We start from the raw sequence: 18,393 nt of genomic DNA, 5'->3' as shown, positions 1-18,393 counted from the left end.
CCCACTCCGAAAGGAATCTCGTGCCCGCCGACCGCACCGCGGACTCCATCCGACTGCGCGAGACGCTTGCCCTGATCGCGCCCGGGACACCGCTGCGTGACGGGCTCGAGCGCATCCTCCGCGGCCGCACCGGCGCACTGATCGTGCTCGGCTACGACAAGATGGTCGATGGGATATCGACCGGTGGCTTCACGCTCGACGTTCCGTTCACCTCCACCGGCCTGCGTGAGCTCGCCAAGATGGATGGGGCGATCATCGTCGACGACTCGCTGAGCCGCATCGTGCAGGCCGCAGTCCACCTGATGCCCGACCACACCATCCCCTCGACCGAGACCGGCACCCGGCACCGCACCGCCGACCGGGTCGCGAAGCAGACCGGTCACCCGGTGATCTCGGTGTCCCAGTCGATGCAGATCATCGCTGCGTACGTCGGGGAGACCCGCCACGTCCTGGAGGACTCCGGCCAGATCCTCTCCCGCGCCAACCAGGCGCTGGCGACCCTGGAGCGCTACAAGCTGCGCCTCGATGAGGTGGCCTCCACCCTGTCGGCGCTCGAGATCGAGGACCTGGTGACCGTGCGCGACGTGGCCGTCGTGGCCCAGCGCCTGGAGATGGTCACCCGCATCGCCCGCGAGATCGAGGACTACGTGCTCGAGCTCGGCACCGACGGCCGGCTGCTGTCCCTCCAGCTGGAGGAGCTCATCACCGGCGTCGACGCTGAGCGCGAGATGGTCATCCGTGACTACCTCCCCCGCGGCCGCCGCGCCCGCAGCCCCGAGGAGCTGCTGGCCGAGCTCGAGGCGCTCAACTCCGCCGAGCTCGTCGACCCCGCCGCCACCGCCCGGGTCCTGGGCCTGACCACCTCCGACGCGCTCGACGGCGCCGTCGCCCCGCGCGGCTACCGCCTCCTCGCGAAGGTCCCCCGTCTGCCACCCGCCGTCGTCGACCGCCTCGTCGACCACTTCGGCACCCTGCAGAAGCTCCTCTCCGCAAGCGTCGACGACCTCCAGGCCGTCGAGGGCGTCGGCGAGCTCCGCGCCCGCTCCGTACGCGAGGGCCTCTCCCGCCTCGCCGAGTCCACCATCCTCGAACGCTACGTCTGACCCCTCGCCGAGGCGTCACCCGCGTCGGCCGAGGCGTCAGCTACGTCGGCCGAGTCGGCACGCCCGTGCCATCTCGGCCGACGGGAGTGACGCCTCGGCTGTTAGTTGACCGGGGAGTCGGGTTCCGTACGCGACAGGGCGGTGCCCGGCTTGTAGAGGCCGAAGGTGGCCGATGACGGCTCGCCACCGAGTGCGGAGGCGACGATCACGAAGAAGTTCGGCTTCACCCACGGGCCGTGGCCGGTGCACTCGCCGGCGACGACACGGCGGCCGGTCCAGGTCAGGGGCAGCGTGGTGACGACGTCGCGACGTACGACGATCTCCTTGGTCGGCACCGCCTTGGCGCAGTCGACCGTCGACCAGACCAGGTCGCCGCCCTTCTGCGAGATGCGCACCTGCAGCGCGTCCGCGGACAGCTTCCAGGTGCAGGCAGACGCCTTCACGGTGCGCAGCTGCAGCGGGATGGTCACGTTGTCATAGGAGTAGGCGTCGGTGACGGCCGGCTCGACGACGATGTCGGAGGGCGAGCACTCGCCGGTCGGCTCCGGCGGCGCGCTGCTCTTCGGCTTCTTGGGCTTGTTGTTGCCGCCCGCGTTGCCCGCCTTCTTCGACGGCTTCGCACTGGGCGTCGGGGTGACCGTCACGGTCGCCGTGGGCTCGTCGGCCACAGGGGTCGCGGTGTCGTCCGCGCCGTCGGAACCGCTGAGGAAGAACCGCGAGATCCCGACGATCAGGAGCAGGACGATGCTGAGCACCGCCAGCCGCCGGCGCCAGTAGACCGAGGCCGGCAGCCGTCCTCCAGTCCTTCTCGAGCGGGCCATAGGCGACACCGTAATGATCCCGTGCCCAGGTTTCGGGGTGCCACTCCGTGGCAATACCTGTCGCACGGCACAATCTGGGTGTGACAGTTCTCCACGACGCCGTCCTGGACTGGTACGACGCCAACGCCCGCGACCTCCCGTGGCGCTCCGCGACCGCGACACCGTGGTCGGTGATGGTCAGCGAGTTCATGCTCCAGCAGACCCCGGTCTCCCGCGTACTCCCGGTCCACGAGGCCTGGATGGAGCGCTGGCCGACCCCGGCCGACCTCGCCGCGGAGCCGACGGGCGAGGCCGTACGCGCCTGGGGCCGCCTCGGCTACCCCCGTCGGGCGCTGCGGCTGCACGCGGCCGCCACCGCGATCGTCGAGCAGCACGGCGGCGAGGTGCCGGACACGTACGACGAGCTGATCGCGCTCCCGGGCGTCGGCGACTACACCGCGGCGGCGATCGCGACCTTCGCCTACGGCAAGCGCCACGTGGTCCTCGACACGAACGTACGCCGCGTCTTCGCCCGGACGCTGAGCGGCGTCGAGTTCCCCGCGCAGTCGGTCAACAAGGCTGAGCGCGAGCTCGCCGCCGGCGTACTCCCGCAGGACGAGCCGACCGCGGCCACCTGGTCGGTCGCGGTCATGGAGCTCGGCGCCCTCGTCTGCACCGCGGCCAACCCGTCCTGCACCCGCTGTCCGGTGGCGGACCAGTGCGCCTGGCGCGCCGCCGGCCACCCGGCGTACGACGGACCGCCTCGCAAGGTCCAGACCTGGGCCGGCACCGACCGCCAATGCCGCGGCCGCCTGATGGCCGTTCTCCGCGACGCCGACGCCCCCGTCCACCGCAGCCGTCTCGACGTCGTCTGGTCCGACGAAACCCAACGGCAACGGGCTCTGGAAGGCCTCCTGAAAGACAACCTGGCCACCGAGGTGGAAGCAGACTTCTTCGCCCTCCCCTAACCCCGCCGAGAAGTCGATTTCTGACCGCGAAAGGTCACTTTTTGAAGCGCTGGAAGAGAAACGACGCCGAGTGGCCAGAATTCTGACCACTCGGCGTCGATAACTGACTTCTCGACGTCAGAAAGTGACGTCTCGGGTTACTCGCCTTCGGCGGGCTTCGGCTTGTCCACCGTCGTCGGCTCGTCCTGGTCGGGGAGCTCGATATCGGAAACGGTCGCGCCCTCCAGCGGAGGTACGTCCGGGACGACGGAGCGCTTCTGGCCCTTGAAGGTGAACTGCGCGGCAGGACCCTCACCCTCGACGTCGACCAGCACGATCTCGCCGGGGCCGATGTCGCCGTAGAGCATCTTCTCGGCGAGCACGTCCTCGAGCTCGCGCTGGACCGTGCGTCGCAGCGGGCGAGCACCCAGGACCGGGTCGAAGCCGCGCTCGGCGAGCACCTTCTTCGCGGCCGTGGTGAGCTCGATGCCCATGTCGCGGTCCTTGAGACGGATCTCGACGGCGGCGATCATGTTGTCGACCATCGCGACGATCTGCTCCTGCGACAGCGGCGGGAACACGATGACCTCGTCGACACGGTTGAGGAACTCAGGCCGGAAGTGCTGCTTGAGCTCGTCGGAGACCTTGGACTTCATCCGCTCGTAGGAGCCCGCGACGTCGCTGGCCTGGGAGAAGCCCAGGTTGACCGACTTCGCGATGTCCCGCGTGCCGAGGTTGGTGGTCATGATGATGACGGTGTTCTTGAAGTCGACCACCCGGCCCTGGGAGTCGGTCAGGCGACCTTCCTCCAGGATCTGCAGCAGCGAGTTGAAGATGTCCGGGTGAGCCTTCTCGACCTCGTCGAAGAGGACCACGGAGAACGGCTTGCGGCGCACCTTCTCGGTGAGCTGGCCACCCTCCTCGTAGCCGACGTAGCCCGGAGGCGAGCCGAAGAGCCGCGAGACGGTGTGCTTCTCGCCGAACTCCGACATGTCGAGCTGGATCAGCGCGTCCTCGTCACCGAAGAGGAACTCGGCGAGCGTCTTGGACAGCCACGTCTTACCGACACCGGAGGGACCGGCGAAGATGAACGAACCGCCGGGGCGCTTCGGGTCCTTCAGGCCGGCACGGGTGCGTCGGATGGCACGGGACAGCGCCTTGACCGCCTGGTCCTGGCCGATGACGCGCTTGTGGAGCTCGTCCTCCATGCGCAGCAGTCGAGCGGACTCCTCCTCGTTGACCTGCACGATCGGGATGCCGGTCGCGACGGCGAGGACCTCGGCGATGAGCTCCTCATCCACCTCGGCGACCTCGTCCATGTCGCCGGCACGCCAGGCCTTCTCACGCTCGGCCTTCTTGGCGATGAGCTGCTTCTCCTCATCGCGCAGACGGGCCGCGGCCTCGAAGTCCTGGCCGTCGATCGCGGCCTCCTTGCGCTGGCGCACGTCGGCGATCTTGTCGTCGTACTCCCGCAGGTCGGCGGGGGCCGTCATCCGGCGGATGCGCAGGCGCGAGCCGGCCTCGTCGATCAGGTCGATCGCCTTGTCCGGCAGGAACCGGTCGGAGATGTAGCGGTCGGCCATGGTGACCGCAGCGACCAGGGCCTCGTCGGTGATCGTGACCCGGTGGTGGGCCTCGTAACGGTCGCGGATGCCCTTGAGCATCTCGATCGCGACCGCGATCGTCGGCTCCGGCACCTGGATCGGCTGGAAACGACGCTCGAGAGCGGCGTCCTTCTCCAGGTACTTCCGGTATTCGTCCAGCGTCGTCGCACCGATGGTCTGCAGCTCACCACGAGCCAGCATCGGCTTCAGGATGCTCGCCGCGTCGATCGCGCCCTCGGCCGCACCGGCACCGACGAGCGTGTGGATCTCGTCGATGAACAGCACGATGTCGCCGCGGGTCTTGATCTCCTTGAGCACCTTCTTGAGGCGCTCCTCGAAGTCACCGCGGTAACGCGAACCGGCGACGAGCGCGCCCAGGTCGAGCGTGTAGATCTGCTTGTCCTTGAGCGTCTCGGGAACGTTGCCCTTGACGATGTCCTGGGCCAGGCCCTCGACGATCGACGTCTTGCCGACGCCGGGCTCGCCGATGAGGACCGGGTTGTTCTTCGTACGCCGCGACAGCACCTGCATCACGCGCTCGATCTGGCCTTCGCGACCGATGATCGGGTCGAGCTTGCCCTCGCGGGCGTCCTGGGTCAGGTTGCGGCCGAACTGGTCGAGCACGAGGCTGGAGGAGGGCGCCTCGGTCGAGGTCGTGCCGGTCGACGCGGTCGCCCCGGAGGTGCCGGCCTGGCCCTCCTTGCCCTGGAAGCCCGAGAGCAGCTGGATGACCTGCTGGCGGACCCGGTTGAGGTCGGCGCCGAGCTTCTGCAGCACCTGGGCGGCGACGCCCTCGCCCTCACGGATGAGACCGAGCAGGATGTGTTCGGTGCCGATGTAGGAGTGGCCGAGCTGCAGCGCCTCGCGCAGGGACAGCTCGAGCACCTTCTTGGCACGCGGCGTGAACGGGATGTGCCCGGACGGTGCCTGCTGGCCCTGGCCGATGATCTCCTCGACCTGGTTGCGCACCGCCTCGAGCGAGATGTCGAGGGACTCGAGGGCCTTGGCAGCGACGCCTTCTCCCTCGTGGATCAGGCCGAGCAGGATGTGCTCGGTCCCGATGTAGTTGTGGGAGAGCATGCGGGCCTCTTCCTGGGCCAGCACGACCACCCGGCGGGCTCGGTCAGTGAACCGCTCGAACATGTACGCATCTCTCCTAAGAATTCTGGGGCGTCACCAAGATTCAACCCCGCAGACAGCCTACGCGTTCCCGACAACACAACGCGATCCGTGCGCTGAGAGCGAACACGCGTTCCGTACGCCGGACAGACGCCGGGTCACAGCCGACCTCACACAAAGGCGGCTGCCGCGCCCCGGAGGGCGCGACAGCCGGACGTTCGGTGCGGTGAGACCGGTTTGTCAGTGAGCCGCTTCGAAAGCCGCTCGGACGTCAGCCGGAATGCGACCACGGTCGGGAACGGTGTAACCGTTGGCCTTCCCCCACTCGCGCATGACCTTCGGGGTCGAGCCACCGGCGGCGGGCGCCTTCTTGGCGCTGCCGCGACGGCCGCTCACCTTCTGGGCGTGGCCGACGAAGAGCGCGAGAGAATCACGAAGCTTTGCCGCATTGGCATCGCTGAGATCAATCTCGTAGGACGTACCGTCCAGGGCAAAAGACACCGTCTCCGCAGCTTCCGAGCCGTCGATGTCATCCTCGAGGATGATCTGAACCTTCTTAGCCATGTTCCTACCTTCACTGCTCTTCTTCACCCGGAAACGGGCCGAATATCGCCATCGCCGTTAAGCGAGATGCCCATAGCATTACATACGATCCGGATGAATCAACAGGTCGGCATACTGAAAAGACTAACGAACGGCATTTCGCTGGAATATGAGTTCCAGTCCTTGCATCGTCAGCCACGGAGAATGCAACGAGAAGCATTTACTCTCGTCGAGAACGAACTCAGCCAGATAGCCGGTCGCAATCACGGTCACTTCTTCGGCGGAGACACCCAGCTCGGCGATGATCCGAGCGACCAGACCTTCGACCTGCGCGGCGACCCCGAAGACCATTCCGGACTGCAGCGCCTCGACCGTGTTCTTGGCGATCACCGACCGCGGACGGGCGAGCTCGACCTTGCGAAGCTGCGCACCGCGCCGCCCCAGCGCCTCCAGCGACAGCTCGATCCCCGGCAGGATCGCACCACCGACGTACTGTCCCGCGGCGTTGACCACGTCGAAGGTCGTCGCCGTGCCACCGAAGGCGACCACGATCGCGGGGCCGCCGTGGAGAGCCACCGCCGCGACCGCGTTGGCGATCCGGTCGGTGCCGACCTCGCGCGGGTTGTCCATCAGGATCGGGATGCCGGAGCGTACGCCGGGCTCGACCACCACGCTCTCGACCGAGCCGAGATGGCGGGCGATCATCTCGCGCCACTCGTGCAGGACCGAGGGCACCGTCGCGCACACGACCACGCCGTCCACGCTCGCCACCAATGCGTCGCCGAGAATTCCCCGCAGCAGCGCCCACCACTCGTCGGCAGTGCGGTGCTCGAGCGTGGAGACCCGCCAGTCCGCGGACACGACGCCGTCGGCGATCAGCCCGATGACCGTGTGGCTGTTGCCGATGTTGACGGCGAGCAAAGACATGGCGGGACGCCTCAGCCCTCGGACAGGTCGAAGCCGATGTCGAAGACCTTCACCGAGTGGGTCAGCGCACCGACGGAGAGATAGTCGACACCGGTCTCGGCGACCTCGCGGGCCCGGTCCAGGGTGAGCCCGCCGGAGGCCTCGAGCACCGCACGCCCGGCGGTGATCTCGACGGCCTCCTTCATCGTCGCGGTCGACATGTTGTCGAGCATGATCCGGCCGCAACCGGCGTCGAGGAGCGCCTCGAGCTCCTCGAGGGTGGTCACCTCGACCTCGATCGGCACGTCCGGGTAGGCGAACTTCACGGCCTCGTAGGCCTGCACCGCGCCACCCGCGGCGACGATGTGGTTGTCCTTGACCAGCGCCATGTCGGAGAGCGACATCCGGTGGTTGGCGCCGCCACCACAACGTACGGCGTATTTCTCCAGCGCCCGGAAGCCCGGCAGCGTCTTGCGGGTGTCGAGGACCTGCGCGCCGGTCCCTTCCAGCGCCTCGGTCCAGGCCGCGACGCCGGTGGCGACGCCGGAGAGGTGGGAGGCGTAGTTGAGCGCCGTACGCTCCGCGGTCAGCAGCCCGCGGGTCGGCCCGGCGATCCGCATGATGACGTCTCCGGCCTTCACCTTCGAGCCGTCCTTGACGCGCTCGGTGACCGTGACCGAGTCACCCATGACGTACGCGAAGACGAGCTCGGCCACGCCGAGGCCGGCCACGACGCCGTCCTCCCGGGCGGCGAAGACGCCGATCCCGGTCGAGTCGGGGGCGATGGTGGCCACGGACGTTACGTCCTCGCTGGGCATCTCACCGGGAGCGGACGTGGGCAGGTCCTCGTCGAGAGCGAGCTCGACGGCGTCGTAGACCTCGCCGGCGTCGAGGCCGGCGTTGGTCAGCTCGTCGCGCAGCGGCTGCGGGATCTCGTCGAAGGGCACGCGTCGGATGGTCATCAGGCTCCTGCCAAGGTTGACTGGTTTGGTTCGGTCTGGGACGGGTCGGTCGCTGGGGCCGGGGTGAAGATGGCGACAGTCTCGCCGTCCCGGAGTCTCAGGTCGAAGTGGCCGGCGAACTCGGCGTCGTCGCGCTCGGCGAAGTCCTCGCGCCAGTGGGAGCCGCGGGTCTCCTCGCGCAGCAGCGCGGACGTCGCCAGCGCGAGCGAGACGGTCAGCAGGTTGGTCGCCTCCCAGGCGGCCGGGTCGATCTCGGTCGCCGGGGTGCCCCCGAGCTGCTCGAGCTCGTCGATCGCCTCGGCGAGACCGGTCGCGTTGCGGAGGACTCCGACCTTGGTCGTCATCGTCTCCTGCAGCTGCTTGAGCGCGGTGCCGGGGACGAGCGCGCGCCCGGTGCCGGGACCTGGGGCCGGGTTCTCCAGCTGCCGCAGCTCGCCGGGCAGGACCTCGGCGATCCGGCGCGAGAAGACCAGCCCCTCGAGCAGCGAGTTGGAGGCGAGCCGGTTGGCGCCGTGGACACCGCTGCAGGCGACCTCACCGGTGGCGTAGAGCCCGGGGACGTCCGAGCGGCCCCACAGGTCGGTGCGTACGCCGCCCGAGGCGTAGTGGCACGCCGGGGCGACCGGGATCAGGTCGACGGACGGGTCGACGCCGTGCTGCTCGCACGAAGCGAGGATGTTGGGGAACCGCTTCTCCCAGAACTCACGACCGAGGTGACGGGCGTCGAGCCACATGTTGGGGTGTCCGGTCTCCAGCATCCGCTTCATGATCGCCTTGGAGACGATGTCGCGCGGAGCCAGGTCGCCGAGCTCGTGCACGCCCTCCATGAGCCGCTTGCCGTCCCAGTCGACCAGGAAGGCGCCCTCGCCGCGTACGGCCTCGGAGATCAGCGGCTGCTGCCCGCGGGAGTCCTCGCCCAGATACATCACCGTAGGGTGGAACTGGACGAACTCGAGGTCACGCAGGGTCGCCCCGGCCCGCAGCGCGATCGCCATCCCGTCGGCGGTCGCGACGGCCGGGTTGGTGGTCTGCGAGAACACCTGGCCGAGGCCGCCGGAGGCGAGCACGACAGCCCGGGTACGCACGATGCCGACGCCGTCAGCATCGCCCTCGCCCATCACGTGGATGGTCAGGCCGGCGACGCCGCCGTCGGCGGCCGTCAGCAGGTCGACGACCATCGCGTGCTCGAAGACCAGGATCTCGGGAGCGCGGCGTACGGCCTCCATCAGCGCGCGCTGGATCTCGGCACCGGTCGCGTCGCCGTCGGCGTGCGCGATCCGGTCTCGCCGATGGCCGCCCTCACGGGTGAGCGAGAGGTTGCCGGAGGGATCCTTGTCGAACTCGGCACCCCACTCGATCAGCTCACGGACCGCCTCAGCACCCTCACCGACCAGGACGCGTACGGCCTCCAGGTCGCACGCCCCGGCGCCTGCCACGAGCGTGTCGACCTCGTGCTGAGCAGGGGTGTCGCCCTCGCCGAGAGCCGCCGCGATGCCGCCCTGGGCCCACTGCGTCGAGCCGGCCTTGAGCTCGTCCTTGGTGACGACGGCGACCCGCTCGACCTGGTCCTTGAGCCGCAGCGCCGCGGTCAGCCCGGCGATCCCTGAGCCCACCACGATCACGTCTGCCCACTCGGTCCAGCCCGGGTCACGGGCGGAGAGCAGCTCAATGTTCATAGGCGCACGCTACTGCGTGAGAACGAGCGGTCCACGCATCTGGTCGGTCCCTGGAACCGGCTCGCTCCTGTCGGAGCCGAGCGCGACGATGTGGTTGGCCTCGTCGACGTGGACGACGTGCGGCTCGAAAGCCTTCGCCTCCTCGGTGGTCATCTGCGCGTACGCGATGAGGATGACCAGGTCGCCGGGGTGGACCAGGTGGGCGGCGGCGCCGTTGATGCCGAGTACGCCGCTGCCGCGCTCGCCCGCGATCGTGTAGGTCTCCAGGCGGGCACCGTTGGTGATGTCGACGATGGAGACCAGCTCGCCGGGGAGGATGTCCGCGGCGTCGAGGAGGTCGGCGTCGACGGTGACCGAGCCGACGTAGTGCAGGTCTGCCTGGGTGACCGTGGCGCGGTGGATCTTGCCGGTCATCATGGTGCGCAGACGAGTCATCGGGATGCTCCGATCGTGAGGCTCATGTTGTCGATGAGTCGAGTGGTGCCGACGCGGGCGGCGACGAGGATCCGGGCTTCGGTGGCCGGCTCCGGGTTGTCGGGAAGAGGCCCGAGCGCCGGGTCGGTGACCACGAGATAGTCCAGGTCGACGCCCTTCGCCCGGCGCAGCTCGGCGCGGGCCGCCTGGAGCGCGGCCTCGACACCGTGGGCGGCCTCGCGCTGCGCGGCGTAGAGCGCCCGCGACAGCGTCGTCGCCTCCTCCCGCTGCTCGGGCGAGAGGTAGCGGTTGCGCGAGGAGAGGGCCAGGCCGTCAGTCTCGCGCTGCGTCGGCGCACCGACGACGTCGACGCCGAGGCACAGGTCGGCCGACATCCGGCGGATCAGCGCGAGCTGCTGATAGTCCTTCTGACCGAAGACCGCGACATCCGGCTTGACCAGCCCGAACAGCTTCGCGACGACGGTGAGCACACCGCCGAAGTGGCCAGGCCGGGTCTTGCCCTCGAGCACGTCCCCGAGCGCACCGGGGGCGACGGTCACCTGCGGGTCGCCACCCGGGTAGACCTCGTCCACCGACGGCGCGAAGACGACGTCGACGCCCTCACGCTCGCAGACCTCGAGGTCGGCCTCGAGCGTGCGGGGGTAGCGGTCGAGGTCCTCCCCCGCACCGAACTGCAGCGGGTTGACGAAGATCGACACGACGACGGGACCGCCGCCGACCCGCTCGCGGGCGACGCGCATCAGCGACGCGTGGCCCTCGTGGAGCGCGCCCATGGTGGGCACGAACCCGACGGGAGTGCCCTCGCGGCGGGCGGGGTCGAGGAGCTTGGCGAGCTCCTCGCGGGTGGGTGCCAACTCGCTCATCACTGGTTCCAGGTGTGGATCGGACGCGGCAGGGGCTGCACGGCAGCACGATCTTTGGCCGAAGCGGAGCTCGAGGCAATCGGCACAGTGTCGAGCAGGTTCTTGATCTTGAGCGCCCGGATGGGCAGCAGCCGCCCGTCCGAGACGGCCCGGTCGAGCGTGGCCCGCGCCATGGAGACGTACGACGCCAGGGTCTGCGGAGCGTTGGTGCGGATGTCGTCGAGGTGGGCCGCCACCGTGCCGGCGTCGCCGCGGACGATCGGGCCGGTCAACGCGGCGTCGCCGTGGTCCAGGGCGTTGTCGAGGGCGGCCGTCAGCAGCGGCCGCAGCGTGCCCGCGGGGTCGGTGGCGCCGGCGGCGGCGAGGATCTCCATCGCCTCGGTGACCAGGGTGACCAGGTGGTTCGCGCCGTGGGCGAGCCCCGCGTGGTAGAGCGTCCGCATCTCCTCCGGGACCCACATCGGCTTGCCGCCGAGGTCCTGGACCAGCGCCTCGGCGAAGGCCCGGTCGGCGGGAGTGGCAGCGGTCAGGCCGAAGACGCATCCGGTGAGGCGGGCGAGGTCGACCGAGGTGCCGGAGAAGGTCATCGCCGGGTGGACGGCCATCACATGGGCGCCGATCGCGGCGGCCGGCTCGAGGATCGCCAGGCCGTGGCGGCCGGAGGTGTGGGCGACGTACATCCCGGGCCGGATGGCCCCGGCGTCCGTCATCGTCTTGACGACGTTGCCGAGCATGTCGTCGGGGACGGTGAGAAGAAGGAGGTCGCACGCGCGAGCGACAGCTGTCGGCTTCTCGACCGGGACGCCCGGGAGAAGCGAGGCGATGCGTGCGCGAGAGGCGTCTGACTCTCCCGCGACAGCCACGATGGAGTGACCGGCGGACTGCAGCGCGGCTGCAAGGACGGCCCCGACGCGACCCGCGCCGACGACGCCCACCCTGAGTGGGTTCATGGTTGTAGACCTTTCGTTCCAGTCCCTCCGACCACTCCCCCTTGTGAGCGGAGCCGGGATGGGTACCAGACGTTGTGCCTGTCTCCTCGGCCACCGTGACCGAGCAGTAACGCTTCGGTCTTCGCTTCAGCGAAGACGAAACAAAGGTACGCCGCCGGTCACCCTTCCGAAACATCAAGATGCCGTGACTGCGATCACACCAGCGCACGGCCGCCGCGGATCACACGCCCAACCAACGGCTCGGTATCACCTCGCACCCAGCATTGGAGTCATTCCCGCGCATCGTGGAAGAATCCACGGCTCCTCGTCATCTATCAAAGGGTCAGAGTTCAGTGCTTCGTAACGTTGCCGTGCTGCTTGCCGGCGGTGTGGGCTCCCGCGTGGGTCTCGACATCCCGAAGCAGCTCATCAAGATCGCAGGGATGCCGATCATGGAGCACACCCTCGGCGTGCTCGACCGCCACCCGCAGATCGACGAGATCATCATCCTGATGGCTCCCGGCCACCTCGACGCCGTGCACGCAATGACCCGCGACGGCCGCTACCCGAAGGTCTCCAAGATCCTCGAGGGCGCCGACACCCGCAACGAGACGACCAAGCTCGCCCTGGCCGCCCTCCCCGAGGGCGAGGACTGCAACGTACTCCTCCACGACGCCGTACGTCCGCTGCTCAGCGAGGACGTGATCACCGACTGCTTCAAGGCGCTGGTGACCTACCAGGCCGTCGACGTGGCCATCCCGTCCGCGGACACGATCATCGAGCTCAACGACGACAACACGATCTCGCAGATCCCGGACCGCTCGCGGCTGCGCCGCGGCCAGACCCCGCAGGCCTTCCTCGCCTCGACCCTGAAGCGGGCCTACGAGATCGCCGACCAGGACCCTGAGTTCCGGGCGACCGACGACTGCAGCGTGGTGCTGAAGTACCTGCCCGATACCAAGATCTGGGTGGTCGACGGTCACGAGCAGAACATGAAGGTCACCGAGCCGATCGACGTCTACATCGCCGACAAGCTCTTCCAGCTCACCGCTCACCAGCAGTTCCCGCAGAAGGACGAGGCCGACTACCGGGCCGCCCTCGAGGGCAAGAACATGGTCGTCTTCGGCGGCAGCTACGGAATCGGCGCCGACATCGCGGAGCTGGCCGAGTCCTACGGCGCCAACGTCGCCTCCTACAGCCGCTCAGCCACCGGCACCGACGTCGCCAAGCGGGCCGACATCGTCGCCGCGGCGGCCGACGCCGGCAAGCGTTTCGGCTCGATCGACTTCGTGGTCAACACCGCTGGTGTGCTGCCGCGCGGCGAGCTCGCCACGGTCTCGGAGGAGACGATCTACAACGCGACCGAGATCAACTACATCGCGCCGGTCCTGATCGCGCAGGAGTTCTTCCCCTACCTCGCCCGGGCGAAGGGCTCGCTCCTCTTCTTCACCTCGAGCTCCTACACCCGCGGCCGCCGCGGCTACGCGCTCTACTCCTCCGCGAAGGCGGCCACGGTCAACCTGACCCAGGCCCTCGCCGACGAGTGGGCCGACCAGGGCGTACGCGTCAACGCGATCAACCCCGAGCGCACCGGCACCCCCATGCGCACCAAGGCGTTCGGCCAGGAGCCGTCCCACACGCTGCTGGAGTCGAAGGCGGTTGCCCGTGCGTCGCTGGACACCCTGATCGCGTCGAGCACCGGCCACGTCATCGACCTGCGCCGCATCGACCCGATCCAGGAGGCCCTGGACGCTGCGGCGGGGAACTGACCCGATGACCAGCACCCCGACCGCGCCCGCGGACACGGCCCCTGCCGCCGCACCCGCCCCCGAGCCCAAGAAGAAGGCCGTACGCCGCTCCCGGCTCGGCGCGCTCGACGCGCTCCGGTTCATCGCGGCAGCCGTCGTCGTCGGCTACCACCTCACCGGCATCGCGACCCCTTACTGGGGTATCGACCCCCGGGAGGTCTTCCCGACCCTCAACCACGTCACGCGCTACGGCTACCTCGGCGTGGAGCTCTTCTTCATCATCAGCGGCTTCGTGATCCTGATGACCGCGTGGGGCCGCGACCTGCCCCGTTTCGTCTCGTCCCGCGTCGCCCGGCTGTTCCCGGCCTACTGGGTCGCCGTCATCATCACGCTGATCCTCCAGGCCTACTGGAAGGGAGGCCGTGACCAGGGGTTCGTCGGCGGCCTGATCAACATGACGATGACCCAGGACGCCTGGAACGTACTCAGCGCCCAGGGTGCCTTCTGGACGCTCTGGATCGAGCTCAAGTTCTACCTGCTGATCGGCGTCTTCCTGCTCGTCGGGATCACCAAGCAGCGCGTGATCGCGGTCGTGTTCCTGTGGCCGCTGCTGGCCCAGATCGCCCGCGCGACCGACTCCGGCATGCTCAACTCGCTCCTGTTCGCCGAGTACGCCCCGTTCTTCGCGATGGGCATGGCGCTGTTCCTGATCTACCGGTTCGGCAACTCGTTCATCGCCTGGCTCGCGGTGGCCTACAACGTGATCCTGGGCATCCGCCAGGCGACGGAGTACGCCGACCGGGCCACGGAGCTCGTCGGTGCCACCGTCTCACCGGTGATCACCGGCTGGGCGATCGTGGGGTTCGCGGCACTCGTCTGGCTGGTCTCGGCCGGCCCTCTGGGTCGGGTGGAGGCGCGCTTCTTGACGACGCTCGGGGCGCTGACCTACCCGCTCTACCTGATCCACGCGCAGTTCGCGTTCTGGATCATCGACGAGTTCCACGGCCGCTACGACGAGTACGTCGTCCTGGCCGCTGCCGTCTCGACCGCTCTCGTCCTGGCCATCGCGCTCCACTACCTCATCGAGCGCCGCCTCCATGACCCGGTACGCGACGCCGTCCTGCGTGGTTTACGGGAGACTCCGCTTCAACAGCGCTAATGTCTCTCCATGCTGACTCGAGGCCGGCAGAATCGCGGCGCTGCGGTTCAGCCCCGACACATCAATCCCTCCCGAGTGCGTCTCCGCCAGGAGATGGCACGCTTCGCCAAGGGCACCAAGCGTGGCATGCGTGTCCTGGACGCCGGGGCGGGCCGCTCGCCCTACCGGAAGCTGTTCAAGCACGCCCAGTACGAGGCTGCTGACTTCGCTCAGCTGAGCTCGGCGTACGCACCGCTGGACTACGTCTGCGACATCACCGACATCCCGGTCGATGACGGCAGCTTCGACCGGGTGATCTGCAACCAGGTCCTCGAGCACGTGCCCGAGCCGGAGAGGGCCATCGCCGAGCTCTACCGTGTGCTCAAGCCGGGCGGGCGGATCTTCCTCTCCGCGCCCCTCTTCTTCGCCGAGCACCAGAAGCCCTACGACTTCTTCCGCTACACCCAGTTCTCGCTGCGGAAGATGTTCGAGGAGGCAGGCTTCGAGATCGCCAGGATGAACTGGCTCGAGGGCTACTTCGGGACCGTCGCCTACAGCTACCAGATGATGGCGAAGAACCTCCCCACGAGCGTCGGCGAGCTTCGCGGGCGCGGTCTGCGCTGGAAGCTCGCCTACGTCGCCCCGATCGTGCTCCTCAACCGGAAGCTCGCGGTCCGGCTCAGCCGTCTCTACGCGCGGCTGGAGGTCTCCGGCCGCCGCTTCGAGCGCGGGATGCCGAAGAACTACGTCGTGGTCGCGCGCAAGCCCGCCGACGGGACGCCACCCGCATCGAAGCAGCCCGCGCCCGAGACGAAGACCCAGACGAAGGCCGCGCCGACCATGGCGGAGCTCCAGGCCGAGGTCGAGAGGCTGCGGACGGAGACCGTACGCACCCGCGAGTCCCTGCGCGACCCGCTGGTCGACCTCGCGCTTCCGGCCGAGGTCCGCACCGTCCTCGACGGTGTCCGCGCCGAGCACCTGACCTACCTCAAGCCCGAGAACCTGCAGGTGCTCGCCCGCCAGGTGCTCGACGCCGATATCCAGGACCGGCCCGGCCTGATCATCGAGACCGGGGCGGCGCTAGGCGGCTCCGCGATCGTGATGGCCGCGGCGAAGGACCCGAAGCGGCCGATGAGGGTCTACGACGTCTTCGGGATGATCCCGGAGCCGTCCGAGCGCGACGGTGACGACGTGCACAAGCGCTACCAGAAGATCGTCAGCGGCACGTCGAAGGGGATCGGCGGAGAGACCTACTACGGCTATCGCGACAACCTCTACGACGAGGTGAGCGACTCATTCACCAGGCACGGGATCGATCCGGCGCAGCACAACGTCGAGCTGGTGCAGGGCCTGTTCCAGGACACGCTGAAGGTCGACGAGCCGGTCGCCTTCGCCCACCTCGACGGTGACTGGTACGAGTCGACATTGACCTGCCTGGAGCGGATCGTCCCCCACCTGGTCGTGGGGGGACGGATCGTGCTCGACGACTACTTCCACTACAGCGGGTGCCGCGACGCGGTCGACGAGTACTTCAAGGATCGTCCCGGCTTCAGGATGGAGCGGCGTCCGAAGTTACACGTCGTACGTGTAGGAATACCCGGTTAACCGGGTATTCCTACACCCAGATCCTGAGCCGCCAGGTCAGCGTCGCTGCAGGTGAAGGACGTCGTTCGGACCGAACGACACCTCGAAGTTGGGGCGCACCTCGCGGGGCCGGCCGAGCTTGGTCTCCCAGTTCCAGTTGTGGACCGTGAAGCGGAGCCGCAGGTCGAGGTTGCGCGCCTTGTCCGAGAACTCCTCGAAGACCTCCGCGAGGTCGAACCTGGAGGCGAGCCGGAACTCGCCGCGGCCCTCGGGCGAGACCTCGAGCGGCAGCGCGGCGACCTCGCCGGTCTCGTTGCAGACGGCGTCGAGGGTGACGGTGCGGTCCGCCATCACGCCCTTCGGCCACTCGCCCATCACGGTGAGCAGGGCGTCGAAGCGGAGCGTACGAGAGTCACGGAAGGCGGCCGAGCTGGCCTGGGTGCGACCCAGCCGGCTGGCCGGACCCGGCAGCCGGGTGGCGACGCCCTCGGGCATCGGCCGCGCCCAGCCGAGGGCGTGGACGTCGAGCCGGGCACGGGCCTTCTCGATCCGGCCCGGCCGCTGCGCGACGGCGCCCTCGAACGCGACCCGCCAGTCGTCGAGGAAGGCGCGCCAGTCGTGCTTGCTCGCCTTCTCCAGGGCCTTGCGGGACATCTCGGCGACCTTCTCGGGGGCGTCGATCATCTGGATGCAGCGCTCGGCGACCGCGTCCATGTCCTCGGCCTCGACGATGAAGCCGTCGACACCGTCGCTGATCTGCTCACGCGGACCGTAGTTGATGTCGTAGCTGATCACCGGGCAGCCGAAGGAGAGCGACTCGAGGGTCGCCAGCGGGTAGCCCTCGTTGACGCTGGTCATGATGAACCCGGTGGCGTGCAGCAGCGCTTCCTTGGCTCGCGGGTCGTGGCCCATGAGCTGGACGTTCTTGCCGACGTCGAGGGTCTCGATCAGGTCGGCGAGCGGCTTGTAGAGCTTGCCGTCACCGTAGATCTGGAACTTGGCCTCCGGCCGCTTCTCGATCACCTTCGCGAAGGCCTTGATGGCGTGCTCGAGGCGCTTCTGCGGCTCGAGCCGGGCGACGGTGACGAACGTCGCCGGCTCCCGCTGAGGCATCGTCTCGGGCAGCTCCGGCAGCTCGACCGGGTTGGGCACCACGAACCGGTGCGAGGTCGAGCCGTAGCGCATCGCGATGTGCTCGGACTGACGATGGGTCAGGTTCACCAGCGCGTCGTACTCGTGGATGTTGTCGAGCAGCGGGGCGTACTTGCCCGAGAGCTGGGAGTTCCAGCGGCGCTCCTTCACGACATGGTTGTTGTGCATGAGGTGGAGGAAGTAGAAGCGGTCGTCCTGACGGGGCATGACGTCACGCAGTGCGAACCGGGAGTCGGTCACGAAGAAGACCCGCTCGGCGTCGCCGGCGAGCAGCTCGAGCCAGTGCCACAGCCAGCCGCCGACGGTCTCCCACGACCGGATCGGACGCCCCTCGGCGTCGGTGAGGATGTAGGGCACCCGGGACGCGGCCGGGGCACCCGGACCCGGCGCCCGCAGGTAGATCGACCCGTCGGCGCGACGGTAGTCGCGCGCCAGGTCCTTCCCCGACTGCGAGTGGGCGGTGTAGTAGACGGTGCCGTCAGGGTGGAGTACGTCCGAGGTGGTCGTGCCGGCCACCTCACCCAACTGGCCCCCGAGCGCGGCCACGGACTCGTCTGGCGCGTCGGTCGGGGTGTTCAGCCGGTACCACTCGTAGAGGTTGAGGAGGTCCATGCCCTCGACCAGCTGACCGGAGTCGCGCAGCACCTCGCGAACCTCGTCGTAGACGGGCTTCGACTCGGTCGTCAGCAGCGTGGTCGGGATCCCGGTGTGCTGCGTGATCAGGCGGTTGCGCATGATCATCGCCCGCGTCTGTCCGCCGAACTTGGTCGCGATCTCGTTGCACATCGTGAGGTAGCGGCCCTCGGGGAACGCGACCTGCTCGTGGGGGTTGGGGATCGGCATGCGCAGAGATTAGTCGGCGTCTTTGGGGATTGCCGATTCTT

At 68.6% G+C, this 18,393-nt stretch carries 15 protein-coding genes; 5 read left to right on the top strand and 10 right to left on the bottom strand.

Features of this window, described 5'->3' with window-relative positions:
- Positions 1 to 20: 20 nt before the first annotated feature.
- Positions 21 to 1,103: a DNA integrity scanning diadenylate cyclase DisA gene (gene disA, locus ABZY89_RS00875; RefSeq protein WP_141801687.1), complete on the top strand. Its 1,083-nt coding sequence runs from the start codon at positions 21 to 23 to the stop codon at positions 1,101 to 1,103.
- Positions 1,104 to 1,204: 101 nt separating this feature from the next.
- Here the strand turns inward: disA and ABZY89_RS00870 are convergent, their stop codons facing one another.
- Positions 1,205 to 1,924 carry a hypothetical protein gene (locus tag ABZY89_RS00870; protein ID WP_355017497.1) on the bottom strand — a complete coding sequence of 240 codons (720 nt, stop codon included), beginning with the start codon at positions 1,922 to 1,924 and terminating at the stop codon, positions 1,205 to 1,207.
- An 80-nt stretch (positions 1,925 to 2,004) separates the two neighbouring features.
- Here ABZY89_RS00870 and ABZY89_RS00865 point away from each other — a divergent pair, with 80 nt between their 5' ends.
- Positions 2,005 to 2,871 carry an A/G-specific adenine glycosylase gene (locus ABZY89_RS00865; RefSeq protein ID WP_355223881.1) on the top strand — a complete coding sequence of 289 codons (867 nt, stop codon included), beginning with the start codon at positions 2,005 to 2,007 and terminating at the stop codon, positions 2,869 to 2,871.
- A gap of 137 nt (positions 2,872 to 3,008) precedes the next feature.
- On the opposite strand, the gene ABZY89_RS00860 is transcribed toward ABZY89_RS00865, so the two are convergent.
- The 8 genes from ABZY89_RS00860 to ABZY89_RS00825 all read right to left on the bottom strand — a co-directional run bounded on the left by ABZY89_RS00860 (position 3,009) and on the right by ABZY89_RS00825 (position 11,908).
- Complete coding sequence (locus tag ABZY89_RS00860) at positions 3,009 to 5,597, bottom strand: ATP-dependent Clp protease ATP-binding subunit (protein WP_355017495.1); 2,589 nt, start codon at positions 5,595 to 5,597, stop codon at positions 3,009 to 3,011.
- Between the two features lie 216 nt (positions 5,598 to 5,813).
- Complete coding sequence (locus ABZY89_RS00855) at positions 5,814 to 6,164, bottom strand: Lsr2 family protein (RefSeq protein ID WP_355223879.1); 351 nt, start codon at positions 6,162 to 6,164, stop codon at positions 5,814 to 5,816.
- Positions 6,165 to 6,260: 96 nt separating this feature from the next.
- Entirely contained in the window at positions 6,261 to 7,043 is a 783-nt protein-coding gene (locus ABZY89_RS00850) for a type III pantothenate kinase (RefSeq protein ID WP_355223877.1), read from the bottom strand.
- An 11-nt stretch (positions 7,044 to 7,054) separates the two neighbouring features.
- A complete protein-coding gene (gene nadC, locus ABZY89_RS00845; RefSeq protein ID WP_355223875.1) occupies positions 7,055 to 7,984 on the bottom strand; it encodes a carboxylating nicotinate-nucleotide diphosphorylase in 930 nt (309 codons plus the stop codon).
- Positions 7,984 to 9,660 carry an L-aspartate oxidase gene (locus tag ABZY89_RS00840; protein ID WP_355223873.1) on the bottom strand — a complete coding sequence of 559 codons (1,677 nt, stop codon included), beginning with the start codon at positions 9,658 to 9,660 and terminating at the stop codon, positions 7,984 to 7,986. Before ABZY89_RS00840 ends, nadC begins: the two co-directional genes overlap by 1 nt.
- A gap of 9 nt (positions 9,661 to 9,669) precedes the next feature.
- Positions 9,670 to 10,095: an aspartate 1-decarboxylase gene (gene panD, locus ABZY89_RS00835; protein WP_008354878.1), complete on the bottom strand. Its 426-nt coding sequence runs from the start codon at positions 10,093 to 10,095 to the stop codon at positions 9,670 to 9,672.
- The gene (gene panC, locus ABZY89_RS00830; protein ID WP_355223872.1) at positions 10,092 to 10,958 is read right to left on the bottom strand and encodes a pantoate--beta-alanine ligase; all 867 of its coding nucleotides are present in this window, start codon (positions 10,956 to 10,958) and stop codon (positions 10,092 to 10,094) included. The genes panD and panC overlap by 4 nt, the downstream gene beginning before the upstream one ends.
- The gene (locus ABZY89_RS00825) at positions 10,958 to 11,908 is read right to left on the bottom strand and encodes a DUF2520 domain-containing protein (protein ID WP_355223870.1); all 951 of its coding nucleotides are present in this window, start codon (positions 11,906 to 11,908) and stop codon (positions 10,958 to 10,960) included. Before ABZY89_RS00825 ends, panC begins: the two co-directional genes overlap by 1 nt.
- A gap of 332 nt (positions 11,909 to 12,240) precedes the next feature.
- Here ABZY89_RS00825 and ABZY89_RS00820 point away from each other — a divergent pair, with 332 nt between their 5' ends.
- The 3 genes from ABZY89_RS00820 to ABZY89_RS00810 are packed head-to-tail and all read left to right on the top strand — an operon-like array spanning position 12,241 to position 16,378.
- Positions 12,241 to 13,656 (top strand): bifunctional cytidylyltransferase/SDR family oxidoreductase, encoded by a 1,416-nt coding sequence (locus ABZY89_RS00820; RefSeq protein ID WP_355223868.1) that lies wholly within the window; start codon positions 12,241 to 12,243, stop codon positions 13,654 to 13,656.
- A gap of 4 nt (positions 13,657 to 13,660) precedes the next feature.
- A complete protein-coding gene (locus ABZY89_RS00815; protein WP_355223866.1) occupies positions 13,661 to 14,794 on the top strand; it encodes an acyltransferase in 1,134 nt (377 codons plus the stop codon).
- A gap of 9 nt (positions 14,795 to 14,803) precedes the next feature.
- Complete coding sequence (locus ABZY89_RS00810) at positions 14,804 to 16,378, top strand: TylF/MycF/NovP-related O-methyltransferase (RefSeq protein ID WP_355223864.1); 1,575 nt, start codon at positions 14,804 to 14,806, stop codon at positions 16,376 to 16,378.
- Between the two features lie 36 nt (positions 16,379 to 16,414).
- Here ABZY89_RS00810 and ABZY89_RS00805 read toward each other — a convergent pair whose 3' ends face one another.
- Entirely contained in the window at positions 16,415 to 18,352 is a 1,938-nt protein-coding gene (locus ABZY89_RS00805) for a glycosyltransferase (protein WP_355223862.1), read from the bottom strand.
- Between the last annotated feature and the right edge of the window lie 41 nt (positions 18,353 to 18,393).

This window comes from Nocardioides sp. NPDC006303, assembly GCF_040613175.1.
In the GTDB taxonomy this organism is placed as follows: domain Bacteria; phylum Actinomycetota; class Actinomycetes; order Propionibacteriales; family Nocardioidaceae; genus Nocardioides.
The sequence above is the reverse complement of the archived record's forward strand: the minus strand, read 5'-3'. Positions and strand labels throughout refer to the sequence as shown.